The organism is Rhodoligotrophos sp. CJ14 (genome assembly GCF_038811545.1).
Classification (GTDB): domain Bacteria; phylum Pseudomonadota; class Alphaproteobacteria; order Rhizobiales; family Im1; genus Rhodoligotrophos; species Rhodoligotrophos ferricapiens.
In genome coordinates this window covers 4,342,108-4,361,597 of sequence record NZ_CP133319.1, presented here as the reverse complement: position 1 = coordinate 4,361,597, position 19,490 = coordinate 4,342,108, and the positions used below count along the sequence as shown (strand labels likewise).

19 protein-coding genes are annotated in these 19,490 nt (G+C 61.0%); 8 read left to right on the top strand and 11 right to left on the bottom strand.

Annotated elements, in window-relative coordinates:
- Nucleotides 1-24 precede the first annotated feature (24 nt).
- Nucleotides 25-1,164: a DUF1176 domain-containing protein gene (locus RCF49_RS20330; protein WP_342641611.1), complete on the top strand. Its 1,140-nt coding sequence runs from the start codon at nt 25-27 to the stop codon at nt 1,162-1,164.
- Between the two features lie 45 nt (nt 1,165-1,209).
- Here RCF49_RS20330 and RCF49_RS20325 read toward each other — a convergent pair whose 3' ends face one another.
- Nucleotides 1,210-2,358, bottom strand: a complete 1,149-nt coding sequence (locus tag RCF49_RS20325; protein ID WP_342641610.1) for a phosphotransferase enzyme family protein — start codon at nt 2,356-2,358, stop codon at nt 1,210-1,212.
- 92 nt (nt 2,359-2,450) lie between these two features.
- Between RCF49_RS20325 and RCF49_RS20320 the strand changes: the two genes are divergently transcribed.
- Nucleotides 2,451-3,884 (top strand): NAD-dependent succinate-semialdehyde dehydrogenase, encoded by a 1,434-nt coding sequence (locus RCF49_RS20320; RefSeq protein ID WP_432807420.1) that lies wholly within the window; start codon nt 2,451-2,453, stop codon nt 3,882-3,884.
- Here the strand turns inward: RCF49_RS20320 and ehuD are convergent.
- From ehuD to ehuB, 3 genes are read right to left on the bottom strand one after another with little or no spacing between them, the layout of a single operon-like run.
- Nucleotides 3,881-4,585 carry an ectoine/hydroxyectoine ABC transporter permease subunit EhuD gene (ehuD, locus tag RCF49_RS20315; RefSeq protein ID WP_342641608.1) on the bottom strand — a complete coding sequence of 235 codons (705 nt, stop codon included), beginning with the start codon at nt 4,583-4,585 and terminating at the stop codon, nt 3,881-3,883. The genes RCF49_RS20320 and ehuD overlap by 4 nt on opposite strands.
- A complete protein-coding gene (ehuC, locus tag RCF49_RS20310) occupies nt 4,582-5,250 on the bottom strand; it encodes an ectoine/hydroxyectoine ABC transporter permease subunit EhuC (RefSeq protein WP_342641607.1) in 669 nt (222 codons plus the stop codon). The genes ehuD and ehuC overlap by 4 nt, the downstream gene beginning before the upstream one ends.
- Nucleotides 5,251-5,259: 9 nt before the next feature.
- Nucleotides 5,260-6,132: an ectoine/hydroxyectoine ABC transporter substrate-binding protein EhuB gene (gene ehuB / locus RCF49_RS20305; protein ID WP_342641606.1), complete on the bottom strand. Its 873-nt coding sequence runs from the start codon at nt 6,130-6,132 to the stop codon at nt 5,260-5,262.
- A gap of 104 nt (nt 6,133-6,236) precedes the next feature.
- Between ehuB and RCF49_RS20300 the strand changes: the two genes are divergently transcribed.
- Complete coding sequence (locus tag RCF49_RS20300; RefSeq protein WP_342641605.1) at nt 6,237-7,178, top strand: succinylglutamate desuccinylase/aspartoacylase family protein; 942 nt, start codon at nt 6,237-6,239, stop codon at nt 7,176-7,178.
- Here the strand turns inward: RCF49_RS20300 and RCF49_RS20295 are convergent, their stop codons facing one another.
- Complete coding sequence (locus RCF49_RS20295) at nt 7,179-7,997, bottom strand: methyltransferase domain-containing protein (protein WP_342641604.1); 819 nt, start codon at nt 7,995-7,997, stop codon at nt 7,179-7,181. It lies immediately after the preceding gene.
- Between the two features lie 263 nt (nt 7,998-8,260).
- On the opposite strand from RCF49_RS20295, the gene RCF49_RS20290 reads away from it, so the two are divergent.
- A complete protein-coding gene (locus RCF49_RS20290; RefSeq protein WP_342641603.1) occupies nt 8,261-8,551 on the top strand; it encodes a hypothetical protein in 291 nt (96 codons plus the stop codon).
- A 95-nt stretch (nt 8,552-8,646) separates the two neighbouring features.
- Here RCF49_RS20290 and RCF49_RS20285 read toward each other — a convergent pair whose 3' ends face one another.
- Nucleotides 8,647-9,054: a DUF6766 family protein gene (locus tag RCF49_RS20285; RefSeq protein ID WP_342641602.1), complete on the bottom strand. Its 408-nt coding sequence runs from the start codon at nt 9,052-9,054 to the stop codon at nt 8,647-8,649.
- A gap of 168 nt (nt 9,055-9,222) precedes the next feature.
- Here RCF49_RS20285 and RCF49_RS20280 point away from each other — a divergent pair, with 168 nt between their 5' ends.
- The 3 genes from RCF49_RS20280 (at nt 9,223) to RCF49_RS20270 (ending at nt 12,961) form a co-directional block, all read left to right on the top strand.
- The gene (locus RCF49_RS20280) at nt 9,223-9,525 is read left to right on the top strand and encodes a hypothetical protein (RefSeq protein ID WP_342641601.1); all 303 of its coding nucleotides are present in this window, start codon (nt 9,223-9,225) and stop codon (nt 9,523-9,525) included.
- Nucleotides 9,526-9,625: 100 nt separating this feature from the next.
- Nucleotides 9,626-10,879, top strand: a complete 1,254-nt coding sequence (locus tag RCF49_RS20275; protein WP_432807419.1) for an adenylate/guanylate cyclase domain-containing protein — start codon at nt 9,626-9,628, stop codon at nt 10,877-10,879.
- Between the two features lie 81 nt (nt 10,880-10,960).
- Nucleotides 10,961-12,961 carry a protein-L-isoaspartate(D-aspartate) O-methyltransferase gene (locus RCF49_RS20270; RefSeq protein ID WP_342641599.1) on the top strand — a complete coding sequence of 667 codons (2,001 nt, stop codon included), beginning with the start codon at nt 10,961-10,963 and terminating at the stop codon, nt 12,959-12,961.
- Nucleotides 12,962-13,203: 242 nt separating this feature from the next.
- Here the strand turns inward: RCF49_RS20270 and RCF49_RS20265 are convergent, their stop codons facing one another.
- From RCF49_RS20265 to RCF49_RS20250, 4 genes are all read right to left on the bottom strand, one after another.
- The gene (locus tag RCF49_RS20265) at nt 13,204-13,917 is read right to left on the bottom strand and encodes a DUF6496 domain-containing protein (RefSeq protein ID WP_342641598.1); all 714 of its coding nucleotides are present in this window, start codon (nt 13,915-13,917) and stop codon (nt 13,204-13,206) included.
- Nucleotides 13,918-14,130: 213 nt separating this feature from the next.
- On the bottom strand, nt 14,131-15,150 hold the full coding sequence (gene ilvC / locus RCF49_RS20260; protein ID WP_342641597.1) for a ketol-acid reductoisomerase: 1,020 nt from the start codon (nt 15,148-15,150) through the stop codon (nt 14,131-14,133).
- Nucleotides 15,151-15,291: 141 nt separating this feature from the next.
- Nucleotides 15,292-15,813 (bottom strand): acetolactate synthase small subunit, encoded by a 522-nt coding sequence (gene ilvN / locus RCF49_RS20255; protein WP_342641596.1) that lies wholly within the window; start codon nt 15,811-15,813, stop codon nt 15,292-15,294.
- A 27-nt stretch (nt 15,814-15,840) separates the two neighbouring features.
- Entirely contained in the window at nt 15,841-17,607 is a 1,767-nt protein-coding gene (locus RCF49_RS20250) for an acetolactate synthase 3 large subunit (protein ID WP_342641595.1), read from the bottom strand.
- Between the two features lie 469 nt (nt 17,608-18,076).
- Here RCF49_RS20250 and RCF49_RS20245 point away from each other — a divergent pair, with 469 nt between their 5' ends.
- Nucleotides 18,077-18,388 carry a HigA family addiction module antitoxin gene (locus RCF49_RS20245; protein ID WP_342641594.1) on the top strand — a complete coding sequence of 104 codons (312 nt, stop codon included), beginning with the start codon at nt 18,077-18,079 and terminating at the stop codon, nt 18,386-18,388.
- A gap of 113 nt (nt 18,389-18,501) precedes the next feature.
- Here RCF49_RS20245 and miaA read toward each other — a convergent pair whose 3' ends face one another.
- Nucleotides 18,502-19,461 (bottom strand): tRNA (adenosine(37)-N6)-dimethylallyltransferase MiaA, encoded by a 960-nt coding sequence (gene miaA / locus RCF49_RS20240; RefSeq protein ID WP_342641593.1) that lies wholly within the window; start codon nt 19,459-19,461, stop codon nt 18,502-18,504.
- Between the last annotated feature and the right edge of the window lie 29 nt (nt 19,462-19,490).

Below are 19,490 nucleotides of genomic sequence, written 5' to 3'. Positions count from 1 at the left end.
GCCTTACTGTAAGGACGCGTGCATATGTGGTGGCCACAACGTTTACTGGTGGGCGCAGTTCTGATCGCAGGCTGTGTTCCGGGATGGGCTGTCCATCCGGCGAATGCCGATGACTCGGCCGGACAGCTCAAGGCGTTCAAGGATTGGGTGGTCGGCTGTGATAATCTGCGCCGCTGCACGGCGCTCGGCCTGATGAAAGATGGGGGCAGCGACGGCTACATCGTCGTTCAGCGAGACGGTCTGGCCGATGCAGGACCCCGCCTCACCTTCAGCGTTCTCACCCAATCCCCGCTCAAATCGCCAGTGCTCTCGGTCAGCATCGATGGCAAACCGGCGCGCGGCGATCTGCACTGGCCCGCGAAAGTCGTGGATCCCTATGCCAAGGTGACGCTCGGCGGGTCAGATGCGGCAAGCATCATCGAGAGGCTCAAGAGCGCCAAGGGGCTGACGTTGAACCTCAAAGACGCGCAGGGAAGCGAGACCGACACTGCTTCCGTGTCGCTTGCGGGCTCGGTCGCAGCGCTGCTCTATATGGATGACCAGCAGTTTCGCGCCGGCACCGAAACAGCTCTCGTAAAGAAGGGGACGACGGCGGCAAGCAGCATTCCCATGCCACCAGCGGCGCCTGTCATCGAGGCTCAAATCATGACAGAGTTGCCACTCAAATCTGCGAAAGGGTCCCAAGCGCAGGCTCAAACGGCTCCGATCGAAGCGGCGGGACGGGATCTCGACCTGCCTGACGCCTTGACTCTCAATCGCGATGAGAGCTGCGAGGGCTATGCGTCCATGGCCCTCCAAATGCCGGGTGGTAAGATCGTGTGGGGCGTGTGCGAGAGCGCAGCTGCCTACAATTTCGATTACAGCTTCTGGATCACTCGCCAACGGGATGGCAAGACGACCACGCCCGATCCGGCCACGTTCACAGTACCTGCTTCGCTCCAGCTCGACCAGATGTCGAACCTGCTCACCAATCCCGGGCTCTCCCGGGATGGCAGACTGCTGACCGCTTTCGAGAAGGGCCGCGGCCTTGGCGATTGCGGGACACTGAGCGAATGGGCCTTTGACGGCTCGGCCTTCAGGCTCGTGTCCTATGCAACCATGACAGCCTGTAATGGGGTTTCGCCCGACGACTGGCCGGTGCTCTATACGGCTCGGGTGAAGTAATTATCGCCATCTCAGCGGATTAGAGCAGGCTGCTGAGGTGCGCTGTCAAGAAAAACGGCTCAGATATGTTTGCGCCAGCTTGGCTGTGCCCTGGGCAAAATGGGGGCTGAGCTCGCGCGCATAGGGCACCTCCGCGTGCGAGCCGATCCAGGCAAGAAGCGCCATCCGGCGCAGCATGATGAAGGTATCGAGCTCTGCCTCCTCTTCGGCCGAAAGCGCTCTTACCTTACGATAGCCTCTCACCCAGGCCTCCTTCAGGCGGGGCACCTGCGGGTGGTCCTCGATGAAGGAAATGGTCGCGGCGAAGTCGTAGAGAAACCAACTGAAGCCGCAATCGTCGAAATCGATGAGGCGGGTCACGCCATTGTCGATCAACAGATTGGCAAGCCGCATGTCCGCATGGATCAGCCCATAGCGGTCGGGGTCCTTGCCGAATGCGTGGAGGCGATGCCGGATCACCTCTTCAGCCTTCTCCAGAACGGGCCGTAGGCTGCCGTCCACATTCGGACCGTCGCGCCAATTGCCCCAGGTCGGGGTTGATCCGAATACCGCGTCCACATCCCAGACGAGCCTCTCGAAGCCCTCTGGCTTGGGCCAGGTTTGAGAATGGAGATGCGTGCGCGCCGCGATCTCGCCAAGCTCCTCGAAGGATCGCGCAAGGTCGTGGTCGGGATCGGGCTCGCTTCCCTCGATGAAGGCAAACATCACCGTATGCCGCTCGCCTGCAAGTCCGGAAACCGCGCAGGTCTGAATGAGCTCGCCATCGCGGCCGGCAATGACATCAGGGGTTAAGACGCCGCCATCAGACTTCAGCGCTCGCAGCCATTCGAGCTCGCAGGCAATGGCGTTGCGCGAGTGGTATCCCTCACGGTGAACGCGGAGAATCGAGCGAAAGCCGCAGGGGGCCCCAACGAGATAGGTCGCGTTTTCCGAGAGGTTGATCAGCCTTGCATGGGCGCCAGCGGGAAGCTCCCAGCGGGTGAGCGCTTCATTGGCAAGCACATCCAGCCGGTTGAGCATCGGCTTGTTCGATGTTGCTTCGTCGCTCAGCATTCCCGTCACCCCAGTCGGCTTGTGGCCATCATTGGATCCGATTGGACGTCCCCCGGCAAGACCCGCCAAAGTCACCTCGGCCGTCTCAGACAAGCCATGCATTTCCTGCATCAGTGCATCCGCAGCTTTCGCATGGCGCATCTCTTTGCAACCGGCCGGCACTTCCTATAATCCGCGCACACACGCCCTATGCTTCGGTCGCAGGCTTAAATGCGATCAGAACGGACCCGATGATGTATCCCGATATTCTGCTCTACATAGATGGCACCTGGACTCGCAGCGCCAATGGCGCCAGCGGCAAGGTGCTCAATCCTGCCACTGGCGCAGTGCTGGGCACGGTCGCCCATGCCGATATCGCAGATCTGGACCGTGCGCTCGAGGCGGTGGAAAAGGGGTTCCGTACATGGCGGCGGATCTCGGCCTATGATCGCTACAAGATGATGCGGAAGGCGGCCGATCTCCTGCGGGAGCGCGCCGATGACGTGGCTCGCCTGATGACGCTCGAACAAGGCAAGCCGCTTGCGGATTCTCATGCAGAGGTGCTGCGCGGGGCCGACACCATCGACTGGTTTGCGGAAGAAGGCCGCCGCGCCTATGGCAAGATCGTGCCATCGCGCGCTGAGCATGTTCAGCAATATGTGGTGAAGGAGCCGGTGGGGCCGGTTGCGGCCTTCACGCCCTGGAACTTTCCAATCAATCAGGCGGTGCGCAAGGTTTCGGCGGCGCTTGCCTGCGGGTGCTCGGTGATCCTCAAGGGACCGGAGGAGACACCAGCAAGCTGTGCCGCCCTGGTTCAGGCGTTTTACGATGCGGGTGTGCCCGCCGGCGTCGTCAATCTGGTCTTCGGCGTGCCAGCGATGATCACCGAATATCTCATCCCGCACCCCACCATCCGCAAGATCTCGTTCACGGGATCCACGGTGGTTGGCAAGCATCTCGCATCCCTTGCCGGCCGCCATATGAAGCGGGTGACCATGGAGCTTGGCGGACATTCGCCGGTGCTGGTGTTCGATGATGCGGATCTCCCCTCAGCCATCGACATTCTGGTCAGCCGCAAGTTCCGCAATGCGGGGCAGACCTGCACGTCGCCCTCGCGCCTCCTGGTGCAGGATGGCCTCTATGACCGGTTCGTCGATGCGTTCGTGACCGCGGCGGAGGAGGTGAAGGTCGGGGATGGTCTCGAGCCCGGTATTGAAATGGGCCCGCTCGCCAATAGTCGGCGGCTCGATGCCATGGAGGCCTATGTGGCGGACGCGGTTGGGAAGGGCGCGCGACTGCGCACGGGCGGCAAGCGCATCGGCAATGCGGGTTATTTCTTCGCGCCCACGGTCTTGACGGAGGTGCCGATTACGGCGCGGATCATGAACGAAGAGCCGTTCGGCCCGGTGCTGCCGATCCTGCGCTTCTCCAGCTATGATGAGGCCATGGCGGAAGCGAACCGCCTCGCCTATGGGCTCACGGCTTATGCCTATACCCGTTCGGCCCGCATCGCCGCCGACATCGCCCGCGACATCGAGAGCGGCATGGTGTCGATCAACCATCAGGGACTCGGCATGATCGAGGTACCGTTCGGGGGCGTCAAGGACTCCGGCTATGGCTCAGAAGGCGGCAGCGAGGCCATGGATGATTATCTCGTCAACAAAGTGGTGACGCTCAACATTCTCTAGAGCACCGGCGGCCGGTCCGCAGTGGTCAGCGCAACCTCACCTTTGGCCCTGCGCGAGCGGTTCACGAAGCGCTCCAGGCGGTTGACCCCGTAGGCCGCGATCAGGCTCACCACCAGCAGGATCAAAGCGGCAGCCGTATAAGGCTCGTTGTAGCGATAGGTCTGGCCGGCGATATTGTTCGCGGCGCCAAACACGTCGATCACGGTGATCGCGGCAAGGAGCGGCGTCTCCTTGAAAAGGCCAATGAGAAAATTGCCAAGCGGGGGCAACATTGGCGGCAAGGCTTGCGGCAGGATCACCTTGGCCCAGGTCACGGGCCAGGAGAGACCAAGCGCCTTGGCGGCCTCCCATTGGCCCTTGCCGATCGCATCAATTCCTGCCCGATAGACCTCGGCGAGGTAGGCGCCGATATGAAGCCCCAGCACCAATATGCCCGTGGCCAAAGCGCCGAACCGCACGCCATAGGCGGGAAGCACGTAGAACACGAAATAGAGCTGCACCAAGAGCGGCGTGCAGCGCATGACGGCGATATAACCATCGCAAAGGCGGCGGACCATTTTGCTGCCCGAGCGGCGGCCCAAGTCCAGCAGAAGGCCAACGATGAGCGCGATCGCAAATCCGCCGAAAGTTGCCTGAAGCGTGACGACGAGGCCGCGCAGCAGTTCCGGCAGGATCTCGGCCATGAAATTGGGATCGATCATGCGGGGCTCCCACGGAAGCGCGCCGCGCGCCGCTCCAGTGCGCGCACCATCCAGGTCAAGGGATAGGCCATCAAGAAATAGATGAGCAGCACGAGGCCCCAGACGGTGAAGGGTTGGCCGGTCGTCACCACCATCTGCCGTCCGGCGAAGGTGAGCTCGGTGATCGTGATGAGGGAGACGAGCGAGGAGGCCTTTATCAGATCGATGAGCATATTGCCGAAGGAGGGCAGCATGATCACCACGGCCTGGGGCAGCACCACAAGGAAATAGGCCTGCAGCCGGTTCATCCCGAGAGCGGCGGCGGCCTCGCGCTGGCCCCGCGCGACCGCTTCCAGCCCGCTGCGCACCACCTCCGAGCCGAAGGCGGAGAAGTTCATGGCAAGTCCCAGCACCGCCGTGGTCATGGGCGAGAGGCTGATTCCGAAGCTCGGCAGGATGAAGAACAGATAGAACAGCTGCACGATCGCCGAGGTGCCACGGAGGACCTCCACATAGGCAACCGTCAGCAGCCGCAGAGGCGCCCAAGGCGCTGCGCGGGCCGCCGCGACCAGAAAAGACAAAACAAGCGCCAGCACTGCCGAGAGCAGAGTGATTTGCAGGGTTACCGCAGCCCCTTTCAGGAGCTGCGGCAGCAGGGCCAGCGCGGTTTCAGCAACTTGAGGCACGGCCTGGGCTCAGGCCTTGCAGAGACGCTCAGCGGTATCCTCTGCCGTCGGCAGCTCGTCCTGGCCATAGCCATATTTGGAGATGATTTCGAGAAGCCGGCCAGATGCGAGCATCTTGGCAATCTCCTCGTCGAGCACCTGCTTCAGGTCGGTATCGGCCTTGCGCAGGCCCATGGCGGAATAGCCATATTGCGGCTTGCCATCGGGGCCGACCACCTGCTCGAAGGGCTCAACGCGCTCAACCTCCGGATCATTGGCGGTCTTGAGCAGATCGCCGAGCTCGAGACCTGGGAAGTAGATCACGTCGGAGCGATGCGCCTTGAGACCCGCCAAGGCCTCGGTGGCGTTGGCATAAAGCACGATCCGGTCCTTCGGCACCCCCGCCTTGTCGAGCTCTCCGACCTGGGCCGAGCCATTCTGGGTGCCGACGATGGCATCCTCGTGCTTTGCAAGATCAGCGATGCTGTGCAGCCCCTTGGGATTGCCCTTGAGGGCCACGAAGCCGTAGCCCGCCCGGGTCACGGGGTTGGTGAAGGCGATCGCCTGGCAACGCGGCGGCGTGATGTACATTCCGGCGCCGATGATATCGAAGCGGTTGGCATTGAGGCCGGGAATGGTGGCATTGAATTCCACGATCTCGGCCTGCATTTCCTTCACCCCATGCGGCTCGAGTGCTGCCAGGATCACATCCGGCACCGCGCCAACCAATTTGCCGCTGGTGTCAACGAAGCCATATGGCCGCTCATTGGCAATCCCCACCGAGACCTTGCCCGTGCGCTTGATCCGCTCCAGCGTAGTCTCCGCCCTGGCCCGTCCAGGCAAAGTCAAGAGCGCGGCCGCAGAAAGGCTCGCACCCAACAGGTGCCGACGCGTTACCGACATGTTTTCTTGCTCCCCATTTTGTCATTGCTCTGCTTGACGGCGCCTCACAGGACGTGTCCTGATCGCCGCCGATGCACTGCACAATAGAACAAACGGGCCTTGCCATGAATGCCGGAATCCATCGGACAGAGATTTCTTTCCCCCTCCCCGCCCTTGCCGACTGGCGCTGGCCCGCCGTGATCATCAAGGGGCACAAGCCAGGTCCGAAGCTTGCGATCATCGCCGGCGTGCATGTGAACGAAACGTCCAGCATCGAGGCGGTCATCCGGCTGCAGCGGCGGCTCAAGCCGGAGGATCTTGCTGGCGAGATCCACATCATCCCGGTGGTCAATCTGCCAGCCGTGCCCGTGCGCTCGCAATATGTCTGTCCGGTGGACAACAAGAACATCAATTTCAGCTTTCCCGGCCGGCCGGATGGGACGTTCTCCGAACAGCTCGCCTGGGCATTGCTGGACTGGGCGAAAGATGCGGATTGCCTGATCGATCTTCACGGGGGCGATCTCTGCGAGAATGTCTCGCATTTCACGGTGGCGCAGCAGACGGGCGATGAGGGTTTCGATCGGCGCAATGTGGAGATCGCCGCCTGTTTCGATGCGGAGCTGATCGTGCGCCTTGATCCTTCGCATCTCGAAAAGCCCAGCCGCAGCTGCACCGGCCGCGCCACCCGCCGCCAGCACGCGGCCTTTGCGGAAGCCGGTCGCATCGGCATTATCGAGGAGCGGAATGTGGAGTTTCACCTCAACGGGGTGCTTCGGGTTGCACAGCTTCTGGGCATGATCACCTCGGCCCCGCCAAAATCACGAGAGCCGGTTTTCGTTGACGAATATCTGTGGGTCCCCGCACCGCAAGACGGGTTCTATCGCTACAAGGTCAATCCCGGACAGAAGATCGAGCGAGGCGAAGTGCTGGCCATTGCCGAGAATACTTTCGGGGATGCAATCGGCGAGGTGCGGGCGCCGGCGTCGGGCTTCATTCTATGGAGCCTCACACACGCCCTCGTCATGAAGGACAGCTTCATCATGGGGCTCGGAAAGCCAGCCGTCTGATCAAGCTCGTGCCATGAACAAGAAATAGCCGATTGTGCAGAACAATCCTTCGCGGGCGTGGAGCGCGGTTAGGGCTTCACGCCATTCAGCAAGTTCGTCGGCCGTGATCTTGCGAGCCCGCTCTGCCTGCTCCGCCATCGGGATAAAGTAGTGCACTGCCAGGTCCTGCGGGAATACCACCACGCGTGTGGCAAGGCTCACATCCTTGAACCCGGCGCCAGTCAGCATATCGCGGAGCCGGCCAGGCAGCCAGCTGTTGTGGACCGCGGTGTCGCACTCGTGAGCTAGAATGCGCCGCACGAGATCCCTGTTCGGCACATTGACCGACATTAGGGTCAGATCGGGCTCGATCAGCGCCAATAAGGCGCCGCGATGCATGACGCGCTTCATCTCCGAGATCGCGAGAAGCGGATCGTCGAGATAGATCAGCAACCGTTCGGCACGCACCACATCGAACTGCCGGCGTGCATAAGGCAAGGCGGTCGCATCACCCACCTCGTAGGCGATATCCATGCCCTTTTCGGCCGCGCGCCGTCTGGCCTCGGTGATGAAGGCTGCGCTCTTGTCGATGCCACAAATCAGCCCGTCTGGGGCAGCGGCGGCGAACAGGCGCTCGGTCTCGAGCCCAAAGCCGCAGCCGACATCGAGAACAGATGCACCAGGTGTTACCTGCTGTCTGGCAATGCCTTTCAGATCCTGAAGCTGTGGGATCGCATCGAAGCTTTCCAGACCGGCAATATAGGCCGCAAGTGCTGGAGAGACATCCACATCGGTGAATGTACGAAGTGAAATCCCCGAGTTCTCCCCATTGTCAGCCATCCCGCGCCTCCCCGATCACTGGCATGTGCGATGAAACCTAAACAAGGGAAAAATTAGCATAGATTTCGAGAAGCCATTGGCGCCGTAATGCAGGCTTCGTAAAGTCAGAACATGCCTGCAACGTTCCGGGCTCGGTGGGCAACGGACGGCGCAGTATGCGTCATTTCACGAACACCGATGGGAGGGTTGATATGTTTCCGGTAAGGCGTCTTGTTCTTGCCTGCTTGGCGATAGCCGCGGCGCCCATATCTGCGCAGGCCTTCATGGACACGACACAGATGGGCGACATGCAGTTTGCCGCGCCGGAATTCGCCATTCTCGATTCCTGCCTGGAGGCAGCAGGCATGCCTGCGGATCTCGAGAAGCGCTTCTTCGACGCGATCAATTATGCTTGTCCAGGTGATCCCTCGCAAATGGCCGAAATTCAGTCGGCTTGGGATTCAGCCAAGGCTGCCACCGCCGGACAGTGCCCACCAAAGGAAGCGCTCGGGCCGCAATATGAGGCGGCAAAGAGCGAGATCGAAAAGCTGATCGTGGAAGCGGACTGCAATTGATCATCAGAACGCGATCCGCTCGGCGGACCTGATTGGCAGGTCTGCCGCGCAGATTCGCTTGGGATAATATTTAGGACAGATGCAGAGAGACGGGCCTATGGCTCCTTCTGCTCCTGCATGTAGTGATGATCGGTGTGGCGGCCCGCATAGGCGGTGTCGATCTTTTCGATCACCTGGTCGGCATTGCGGTCGACCGCGCGCAAAACAGCCTCGATCTTCGCTTCCATCCGGTCATCCCCCTCCTTCGATTGGGGTGATCCCAGATAAAACAGGAATGCGAGGCCGCCGACCTGCCAGAGAAGCTGCAGAAATTCAGACTGCCAGTTCTCGAGAGTATCTCGCAGCATCTGAATGGTATATTCACCGACTTCAACAGGTTGTCCATGCGCTGCCTGCTCGCTAACATATGAAAACCATCCAAATATCCAATGTCCTGTCAATGTGAGCAGAAACAGCGCGAGCGTAATCCAACCGTAACTATAATCCTTCCACACAGACCGCATTGGCCTCTCCTTGAGGATGAAGCGCCCTGGCTTCGCCGAATGCTTCAACAACTCTCATGGCGTGTGGTTGGATCCGGCGTATCTTGAAATTATGCTGTCCTAAGGAACGGCCCACCGCTGAAATCGTTGTTTGCCATGACAATGGTGAGCGGGGCCTGGGAGGCAGCGATGGCCGATAAGAGAACGCCACAGGATCGGGCCAACCCAAACACCGATATGCTCCGGGCCGAGATCGATGCCGGTCGGACCAGGGACAAAGTCGCGGTCAGCGATCCGGCCGCAGCACCGCTGGGCACTGACGACGAGGCGGCCGGGATGTCCCCCAGGCCAGCAGAGGTCGCCGCGGCAATGCATTATGAAACGAGCACGCCCACCGAGGAGCCCGACCGCTCATTCCTTCAGCGGACTTGGCCATGGATCCTCGCGGTGCTGGTGGTGATTGCCATTTTCGCGGTATTATTGGCAATCTGAGCGAGCATGCCAATGCCAGAGCAGTGCCCTTGCTCATTGACGTGCCTGATCATGACCAGCCCCAGAGCCGGATGGAATGCAGCAGCATCGGAGCTTCAATATGGATGGTGCCGCGCTGCGGGAAATCCACTGCTGGCTGGTCGAGAAGAGCCTGTCGGGGACATCAGAAGTCGATCTGCTGAACGGCTTTTGCCAGCGCTGTTGTGAAAGCGGGCTATCGCTCTCCCGTGCCCTGATCTTCATCGATACGCTGCATCCCATTCTTGAAGGGCGCGGCTTCCGCTGGTCTCAGGATGGGGGCGCTGAGCTCTTCGAATATGGGCGCACCAGCGGAGAGGCTGAGGCGAATTGGCAGCGCACCCCGTTTTACCGCCTGCTGGAGACAGGCGAGACCGATTGGCGCGTCCGTCTCGACCGGAAGCTGCCGATCGCCTCGACAATGCTGGCTGAACTCGCCGCCCAAGGTCACGTGGACTATCTCGCCTGCGTCCATAGATTGGGAAGCACGGCCGTGATCGGCGAAATGGACTGCGTCTATTCGCATTGGGTCACCCGAGCGCCACGAGGCTTCTCTGATCGTCAGCTCGATGCGTTGCGGATGCTCGTGCCAACGCTCGCGCTCGCCATCAAGTCGGCGGCGCTCGCGCGCATCACCCATACGCTTGCGCATGTCTATCTCGGCCGGGACGCGGGGGAGCGCGTGCTGAGCGGGCGTATCTCGCGAGGGGTCGCAGATCGTATCAACGCGGTGCTATGGTTTTCCGATCTGCGCGGCTATACGACAATCAGCGATGCCGCTGAGCCAGCCGAGCTCATTCCGCTGCTCAACGACTATGCGGAAGCGGCCATCACGGCGATCTGCTGCGCGGGCGGCGATGTGCTCAAGCTGATCGGGGACGGCGTGCTCGCAATTTTCGATGCGAGCGATCCTGCCAATGGCTGCCGCGCCGCGCTCAATGCCGAGCGGGATTTCCGGCGGCGGCTTGCCGCGCTCAACGAGAAACGCGCCAGGGCCGGCCATCCCACGACCTCTGCCTATGTCGCGCTTCACATGGGCACGGTGTTCTTTGGCAATATCGGCAGCCAGGACCGGCTGGATTTCACGGTGGTCGGACCTGCGGTGAACGAGGTCAGCCGCATCTCATCAATGTGCCGATCCGTCGATCGCGATTTTCTGGTCTCGGCCGAGTTCCTGGGAGCTCTAGATGCGGCCATCCAGAGCGCGTTCGTCTCAGCAGGCCGGTTTGCATTGCGCGGCATAGCCCGTGCGCAGGAGCTGTTTACGCTGGATCCGGAGATCGGCATCTCGGGCCCATTGGCGGAGGCCTATGGTACCCGGCTGCAACCGGATTGATACGCGTTCCAGGCCGCGGGGGAACGCCGCGCGGTCCGCTTCGTTAGCCACAGAGAGCCATCAGTTGGGAGGTGGTTGCCTGTGCGAAGCTTGGAAGAACGCCGACAGCATATGGTGGATGTCCAGATCGCGCGTCGCGGCATTCGCAATCCGCATATTCTCACCGCGATGGCCACGGTGCCGCGGGAGCGGTTCGTTGGACCCGACATGGCGGAGTTCGCCTATGAGGATGCGCCGCTGCCCATCGGCGAAGGACAAACCATCTCGCAGCCCTATATGGTCGCGGAGATGATCGACGCCGCAGAGGTGGCGCCGGGGGATAGGGTGCTCGAAGTGGGCGCGGGCTCAGGCTATGCGGCTGCGGTGCTGGCACAGATCGCCGATCGGGTTTACGCGATTGAACGCCTAAAGGTCCTTGCCGAGGCAGCGCAAGAACGCTTTGAGGCACTGGGCTATCCAAATATCGAGCTTCGGATTGGTGACGGCAGCAAGGGCTGGCAAGATGCGGCCCCCTTCGATGCGATCCTGGTCGCGGCCGGCGGGCCAGAGATCCCGGCCGCGCTCAAGGAGCAGCTCGCCATTGGCGGCAGGCTCATCATTCCCGTCGGCGAAGAGCGTGGTCAAACGCTCATCAAGATCACGCGCCTCGGCGAGAGCGATTATGCAGAAGAGGACCGCGGATTGGTGGCTTTCGTGCCGCTGATCGGCGAGCAGGGCTGGGCCGAAGATGGAGCGCGATCAGCCAGCAATCACACGCCTGGCCATGCGCGCGGAGACAGTCTCTCTGACATGATCGCACAGGCGGCGATCCCCCTGCCCCCGCTCGATGATCCGGAGTTCGGGCGCTTCTTCGAGCGCTGGGCAGACCGCCAAGTCGTTCTGTTGGGCGAAGCAAGCCATGGCACGGCCGAGTTCTATCGGGCGCGTGCTGAGATCACTAAACAGCTGATCGCGAAGCACGGGTTTACTATCCTCGCCGTCGAGGCCGATTGGCCAGATGCTGCAACGGTTGATCGCTATGTGCGCCACCGCACCGGCGCCAAGGCAAAGGAGCCACCATTCAAACGCTTTCCCACCTGGATGTGGCGCAATACGGAGGTGGATGCCCTGATCGAATGGATGCGCGACCATAATAAGGGGGTGAGCGAGGCCAAGCACCGCGCCGGCTTCTATGGCCTCGATATGTATAATATGAGCGGATCGATCACCGCGGTCTTGGACTATCTCGAGCAGGTGGATCCCACTGCGGCGAAAGCCGCGCGTGAGCGCTATGGCTGCCTTACCCCTTGGCAGAAAGATCCCGCCACTTATGGGCGCGCCGTGCTTACGGAGGGGTACCGGAAATGCGAAGCTGCCGTCATCGAGCAATGCCAAGCGCTGCTCAGGAAGCAGCTCGATTATGCCGCAGAGGATGACGGGGAGAGCTTTCTGGACGCAGCCCAGAATGCCCGGCTGATCGCATCAGCCGAACGCTATTATCGCGTGATGTATTATGGCGGCGGCGAGAGCTGGAATCTCCGTGATACGCATATGTTCGAGACCCTCGAGCATCTGCTGGAGGCGAAGGGGCCGCACGCCAAAGCGGTGGTCTGGGCGCATAATTCGCATATTGGGGATGCCCGCTTCACCGACATGGGCATCAGTCGCGACGAGCTTAATATCGGCCAGCTCTGCCGCCAGCGCTTCGGCGAGCGGGCGGCACTCATCGGCTTTGGGACGCATGTGGGAACGGTTGCGGCAGCAAGCGACTGGGGCGAAGACATGGCGGTTATGCGGGTTCTGCCCTCGCGGGCCGACAGCTATGAGCGGCTCTGTCATGATGCCGGCATCTCGCAATTTCTGCTTGATCTGAGCGAGACGCGGCAACCGGCCCTGCATCGGCGCCTGCTAGAGCCGAGACTAGAGCGGTTCATCGGCGTGATCTACCGGCCGGAGAGCGAACTCTGGAGCCATTATGCCGAAGCGAGCCTGCCCCGACAGTTCGATGCCTATGTCTGGTTCGACGAAACCCAAGCGGTGACACCGCTCGGGCCCGAGCATGCACGGGCCGGCGCCCCGGACACTTATCCATTCGGCGTTTAGGATCCGCCGCCACCGCCATCTCTGCCGCGTGGCCCTGGATGCCCGGTCAAGCCGGGCATGACGATTTGCTTGAGCACGCATTGTCCAGAGGGTGGGCTGCGAGGCCAGCCGCGGCGACGAAAATACAACGTCATCACCGGGCTTGGCCCGGTGATCCAGAGTCCAGCGAAGGTCGACATGCTGGATGCTCGGCCTAAGGCCGAGCATGACGGCATCCCAGATACCGGGTCGATCAACCCGGGTTACTGGGTCAGCGCATGCTCGAGCTGGTCCTTGGACATTTTTGAACGCCCTGGAATCCGCCGCCGCTTGGCCTCAGCATAGAGGTCCTCTTTGGTCTTGGCAGTGGCGCTCGGTGCAGCCTTCTTGCTCGCAGAGCTTGCCTTGGGGCTCGCCGATTTGCGCTCAACGGTGGTCTTCTTGGCTGCAGGCTTTTTGGCCACTGCTTGCTTGGCCGTGGACTTGGCAGCAGGCTTCTTGGTCGTTGCCGACTTAGCCGTGGCCTTCTTGGCAGCAGGTTTCTTGGCCGTCGCCTGCTTGGCGGTCGCCTTAGCAGCAGGCTTCTTCGCTGTTGCCGATTTCGCAGTGGCCTTAGCGGTAGGCTTCTTTGCCGTTGCGGGCTTGGACGTTGTCTTCTTGGCAGCCGAGGAGGACTTGCCGCTCGACTTCTTCTCCGTCGCCGCCTTCATCGTGCGCTGCTGGGCGCTCTTGCCCTCCTTGCGCGCCTCGGCCGTCTCGCCCTTACGTTCCTTGGTCTTTGTCTTGCGCAAATTCGCTTTATTCTTGGCCGGGCTTTCCTGATTGGTGGCGCCAGCCTCGTGCAGCGCGATCGCAATCGCTTGCTTGGGATTCTTTACCTTTGGACCGGTGCCGCGGATCTTCAGCTCGCCATGCTTGAACTCGTGCATGACGCGGGCGACCGTCTCCTTCTGCGCCTTCGACTGCTGTTTCGCCATTGTCGACCTCCTTTTGAGCGTCAACGGATAATGGCGGCAGAAAGTTCGGCGTGTGTAAATGAAGCGCTCCGAGGCGGGCGCATACCTGCCAATTAAAGTTAGTTCGGTTAAAATACCCCTGCTTAACTGCGGGAGAAGGCTGCCGCGGAGGCGTTTTTCTTCGGCGCGGCGAGATCAGCTGCTCCGTATGCAGCTGATCTCCTCTGATGGATCCTAGTTGCGGGTCTTGTCGACCAGCGCCTTTTCCTTGATCCAAGGCATCATGTCACGCAGCCGCGCACCGACCTCCTCGATCGGATGGGCCTGGGCCTTGGCCCGCATGGCCTTGAACGAGGTCTGGCCGACCTTGTTCTCAAGCATCCAATCGCGGGTGAAGCGGCCAGACTGAATGTCATCGAGCACGCGCTTCATCTCGGCCTTGGTCTGTGGCGTGACGATACGCGGGCCGGTGACATATTCGCCATATTCGGCCGTGTTGGAGATGGAGTAGTTCATGTTGGCGATGCCGCCCTCATAGATGAGGTCGACGATCAACTTCACCTCGTGCAAGCACTCGAAATAGGCCATTTCCGGCGCATAGCCAGCCTCAACGAGCGTTTCGAAACCGGCGCGGATCAGCTCGACAAGGCCGCCGCACAGCACCGCCTGCTCACCGAACAGGTCAGTCTCGCATTCCTCCTTGAAGGTGGTTTCGATGATGCCGGCGCGACCACCGCCAATGGCCGAGGCATAGGACAGGCCGAGGTCATGGGCGTTGCCCGAGGCATCCTGATGGATCGCGATGAGGCAGGGCACGCCACCGCCGCGGACATATTCGGAGCGCACGGTGTGGCCGGGGCCCTTCGGGGCGACCATGAGGACATCAATATCCTTGCGGGGCTCAATAAGGTTGAAATGGATATTGAGGCCGTGGGCGAAGAGGAGCGCTGCCCCTTCCTTCATATTGGGATGGAGGTGGTCGCGATAGATGTCTGCCTGAAGCTCATCAGGGGTCAGCACCATGACCACGTCGGCCCATTTCGCGGCCTCAGCCACGTCGAGCACCTTGAGCCCCTCCTTTTCGGCCTTGGCCGCGGAGGCCGAGCCGCTGCGCAGTCCGACGGCAACTTCCTTCACGCCGCTGTCGCGCAGGTTCAAGGTATGGGCATGGCCCTGACTGCCATAACCGATGATTGCGACGCGCTTGCCCTTGATGAGGTTAACGTCCGCATCCCTGTCGTAATAAACGCGCATATCCCTTCCTCTTCTCTCAACTTGCCTCAACCAGGGCGCCTGCCCCGATAGCTCTCGCAACCAGCGCGCCTCTTGCCGAAGATCGCCGCGGACAATAGCGGCGGAAATGGTCGTGGCAAGGGGATTGCCGCTGGGCCCTCATCAGGCACGCATCGCTTCAGGGCCGCGCGCAATGGCAGCGATCCCAGTCCGGCAGACCTCAACCAATCCCAAAGGCTGCATCAAGGCGATGAATTGCTCGATCTTGGCAGGCTTGCCTGTCAGCTCGAATATAAAGGACTCAATCGAGGCATCGACGATCTTGGCGCGGAAGGCATCCGCGAGGCGCAGCGCCTCCACCCGCTTCTCGCCCTTGCCCGATACCTTGATCAGGGCAAGCTCACGCTCGACCGCGTCGCTGACCAAGGTCAAGTCGGCGACCGAATGTACGGGAATAAGCCGGTCAAGCTGCGCCTTGATCTGCTCGATCACCATGGGCGTGCCGGTGGTCACCACGGTGATGCGCGACAGATGCGCCTCGTGCTCGGTTTCCGACACGGTCAGGCTGTCAATATTATAGCCGCGGCCCGAGAACAGGCCGATGACCCGCGCCAATACGCCCGGCTCGTTATCCACCAGAACGGAAATGGTATGGCGCTCGACCTGGTCGTTTTTCTTCAGCATGTCATGTCCCTCAATGCCGGGCCTTCATCACACCATCATCCGACCTTCATCGGACAGCTCGACCTCGCCGAGATCATCATTCACATCCTGGCCGAGCAACATCTCGTTGTGGGCCTTGCCGGAGGGGATCATCGGGAAGCAGTTGGCGAGGCTCGCCACGCGGCAGTCGAACAGGACAGGCCGCTTCACCTCGATCATCTCGCGGATCGCACCATCGAGCTCTGAAGGCTTGCTTGCGCGGATTCCGTGGCAGCCATAAGCCTCGGCCAGCTTCACGAAATCAGGGAGCGACTCGGTATAGCTGTGCGACAAGCGGTTGCCATGCAGCAGTTCCTGCCACTGGCGCACCATGCCCATGTACTGGTTGTTGAGAATGAAGATCTTGATCGGCAGCTCATACTGAATGGCCGTCGACATTTCCTGCATGTTCATCAGCACAGAGGCATCGCCGGCAATATCGACCACCAGGGCGCCGGGATGGGCCATCTGCACACCCACCGCGGCCGGCAGACCATATCCCATGGTGCCGAGGCCGCCGCTGGTCATCCAGCGGTTTGGCTCCTCGAAGCGATAGAACTGGGCTGCCCACATCTGGTGCTGGCCTACCTCGGTGGTGACGTAGGTCTCGCGATCCTTGGTCAGCTCGTAGAGCCTCTGGATCGCATATTGCGGCATGATCAGCTCGTCATTGCGGCGATATTTGAGGCAGTCCTTGGCGCGCCAGCCATCGATCTTCGCCCACCAGTCCGTCAATGCCTGCTTTTCGGGCATTGCGGCCTTGGACTTCCAGATGCGGATCATGTCCTCGAGCACATGAGCACAATCGCCAATGATGGGGATCTGCACCGGCACGTTCTTGTTGATCGACGAGGGATCAATGTCGACATGGATCTTGATGCTGTTGGGCGAGAAGGCATCAAGCCGTCCGGTGATACGATCATCGAAACGCGCACCCAGACAGATCATGACGTCGCAATCATGCATCGCCATGTTTGCTTCATAGGTGCCATGCATACCCAGCATTCCCAGCCATTGCGGGCTCGAGGCTGGGAAAGCCCCCAATCCCATCAGGGTGGAGGTCACGGGAAATCCGGTCATCCGAGCAAATTCCCGGAGCAGCCGGCTTGCCGCCGGACCGGAATTGATGATCCCTCCGCCTGTGTAAAAGACAGGGCGCTTGGCGGCCACCATCGCATCCACCGCCTCGCGAATCCGGTTGAGGTCACCCTTCACCCGCGGCCTATAGGTCTTGTGCGCGACATTGGAGGGACCGGAATAGCGCCCTTTAGCGAATTGAACGTCCTTGGGAATGTCGACCACGACCGGGCCCGGGCGACCGGAGCGCGCCACATAGAATGCCTCGTGGAGCACGCGAGCGAGATCATTGACGTCACGCACCAGCCAATTGTGCTTGGTACAAGGCCGGGTGATGCCGACGGTGTCGCATTCCTGGAAGGCATCGCTGCCGATCAGGTGGGTTGGAACCTGCCCGGTGATGACCACCATGGGAATGGAATCCATCAGGGCATCGGTCAAACCGGTCACGGTGTTGGTGGCGCCAGGACCTGACGTGACCAGCACGCAACCCACCTTTCCAGTCGAGCGCGCATAGCCTTCGGCTGCGTGCGCGGCGCCCTGCTCATGGCGCACAAGGATGTGCCGGACCTTGTCCTGCTGGAACAGCTCATCATAGATGGGCAGAACCGCACCGCCGGGATAGCCGAAGATATGCTCGACCCCCTGGTCGACGAGTGCCTTGATGACGATTTCCGCCCCCGTCATCTCCTGGGTCATTGGTCAGCTCCACTTTCACGTCGGGTCAAATGAAAAAGGGGCCTTGAAGGCCCCTGTCGCGCACGCACCGTGGTTCGGCTCAGCTCGGTGCTGGCCGGGGCGTGCGCGGTCCTACTACAAGAATCTGTGCGTTCATCAGTCCGGTCCGGAGACGGCTTGCGATGGTGGCGGACGATAGCGAGGCGCAGGCACGCGGTCAAGCGCTCATGGCAGCGTGAAAAGCGAGTGCTGATTCATTTGATGCGGATTTTCTACCATAGGGTGTAGGAATAAATAACAATCTAATATAAATTGCATCGTACCGCATAGGTTGGCTCGATTCGCGATCTGGATGAATTGGGTATCGAGCACAATCGTAGCGCGAGTTGGGACAGAAATACAACGTCTGATACCCAGCCGTCCGGGTGCCCTCTTAGAGGCTTAGCACTCTCAAAGTTGTCGAGGATGTTGATCACGCGAGGAGTTGAACATGAAAGGTGATAAGGCTTGCCCGCCACCCCACCCTGGCGCCGTACTCAGGGAAAAGGTGCTTCCGGATATCGGACTCACCAAAAGCGCCATGGCCCGCCGTTTGCAGATTTCCCGAACTCTCCTTTATGGTCTGCTCGGCGAGCGATATTCGGTTACACCCGAAATGGCTCTCAAGCTGGCGCGGCTTTGCAGAAACAGGCCAGAATTCTGGCTGAACCTGCAGCGAGACTATGATCTTTGGCATGCTGCCAGGACCTTGAAGAGCAAGGCCGCAAACCGTTCCGAGATCAATGCCGATGCTGCCGCATGAGCCCCGGTGCTTCCATCGGGATCATGGGGCCCCTTACAATCCGGCTTGAACGATGCCTTGGTGGGCGAGTGCGGCGTATCGCCGTCGCCCTCTCTCCACCAGGCCGGGCGTGCTCATAGGGCGAGGGACTGGAGCAGGCTTTCCGTCTGAGATGGGTCGGGGCGTTCAATTGCGGACCAGCTTGCCATCTGGTTTCGAAACCAAGTCATCTGCCGCTTAGCATAGCGGCGCGTTCGAAGCTGCGCCCTGGCAATCGCATCATCGAGAGACATGTGCCCTTCGATGACCGCGGTGAGCTCCGCAACACCGATGGCTTTCATCGCCGGGAGCGATGATGGCAAGCCACGCGCCGACAGCGCGCGGACCTCTTCCAGCGCTCCGGTCTCGATCATCTGAACGAAACGGCGATCAATCGCCTGGTAAAGCTGATCGCGCCGCGGCGTCAGAAGCAGGCGGACGATGCACACCCGATCATCGAGCAGTCTCGCGCCTCGGTGATCGCCATGCCATTGCCGCAAGCCCTGGCCAGTCGTGTCCAAAACTTCCAAGGCCCGGACGATGCGCTGGCTGTCGCTCGGCCTTATGCTGGCGGCCGTCTGGGGATCCCGCTCACACAAGATTCGGTGGAGAGCAACGCTGCCCTCCTCCCGAAGCGCCGAACGCCATTTCAGGCGAATGCTCTCCGGTATCGGCGGAATATCCGCGAGGCCGCGTTCCAATGCGCGGAAATAGAGGCCAGTCCCGCCGATGATCACGGGCAGACGTTGCGCCGCCCAGGCCGCGCCAATTGCTTGCTCCGCTTCCCGAAGCCAGCGTGCCACCGAATAGGTTTCGCTGGCATCCACATGGCCGTAAAGGCAGTGTGGCACGGCATCGATTTCGCCCAGGGTTGGCCGCGAGGTCAGGATCGACAGATCGCGGTAGACCTGCATGGAATCCGCGTTGATAATCACAGCCGGATGCTTGCGACCGATCGCAGAGGCGAAGGCCGACTTGCCGCTGGCGGTCGGTCCTGCGATAAGAACAGCCGATCGCCGGTCCTTGCCTCCATCTGGGCGCTCAGGCACGGGCATTGCTTGCCATCTCCACATTCATAGAGCGC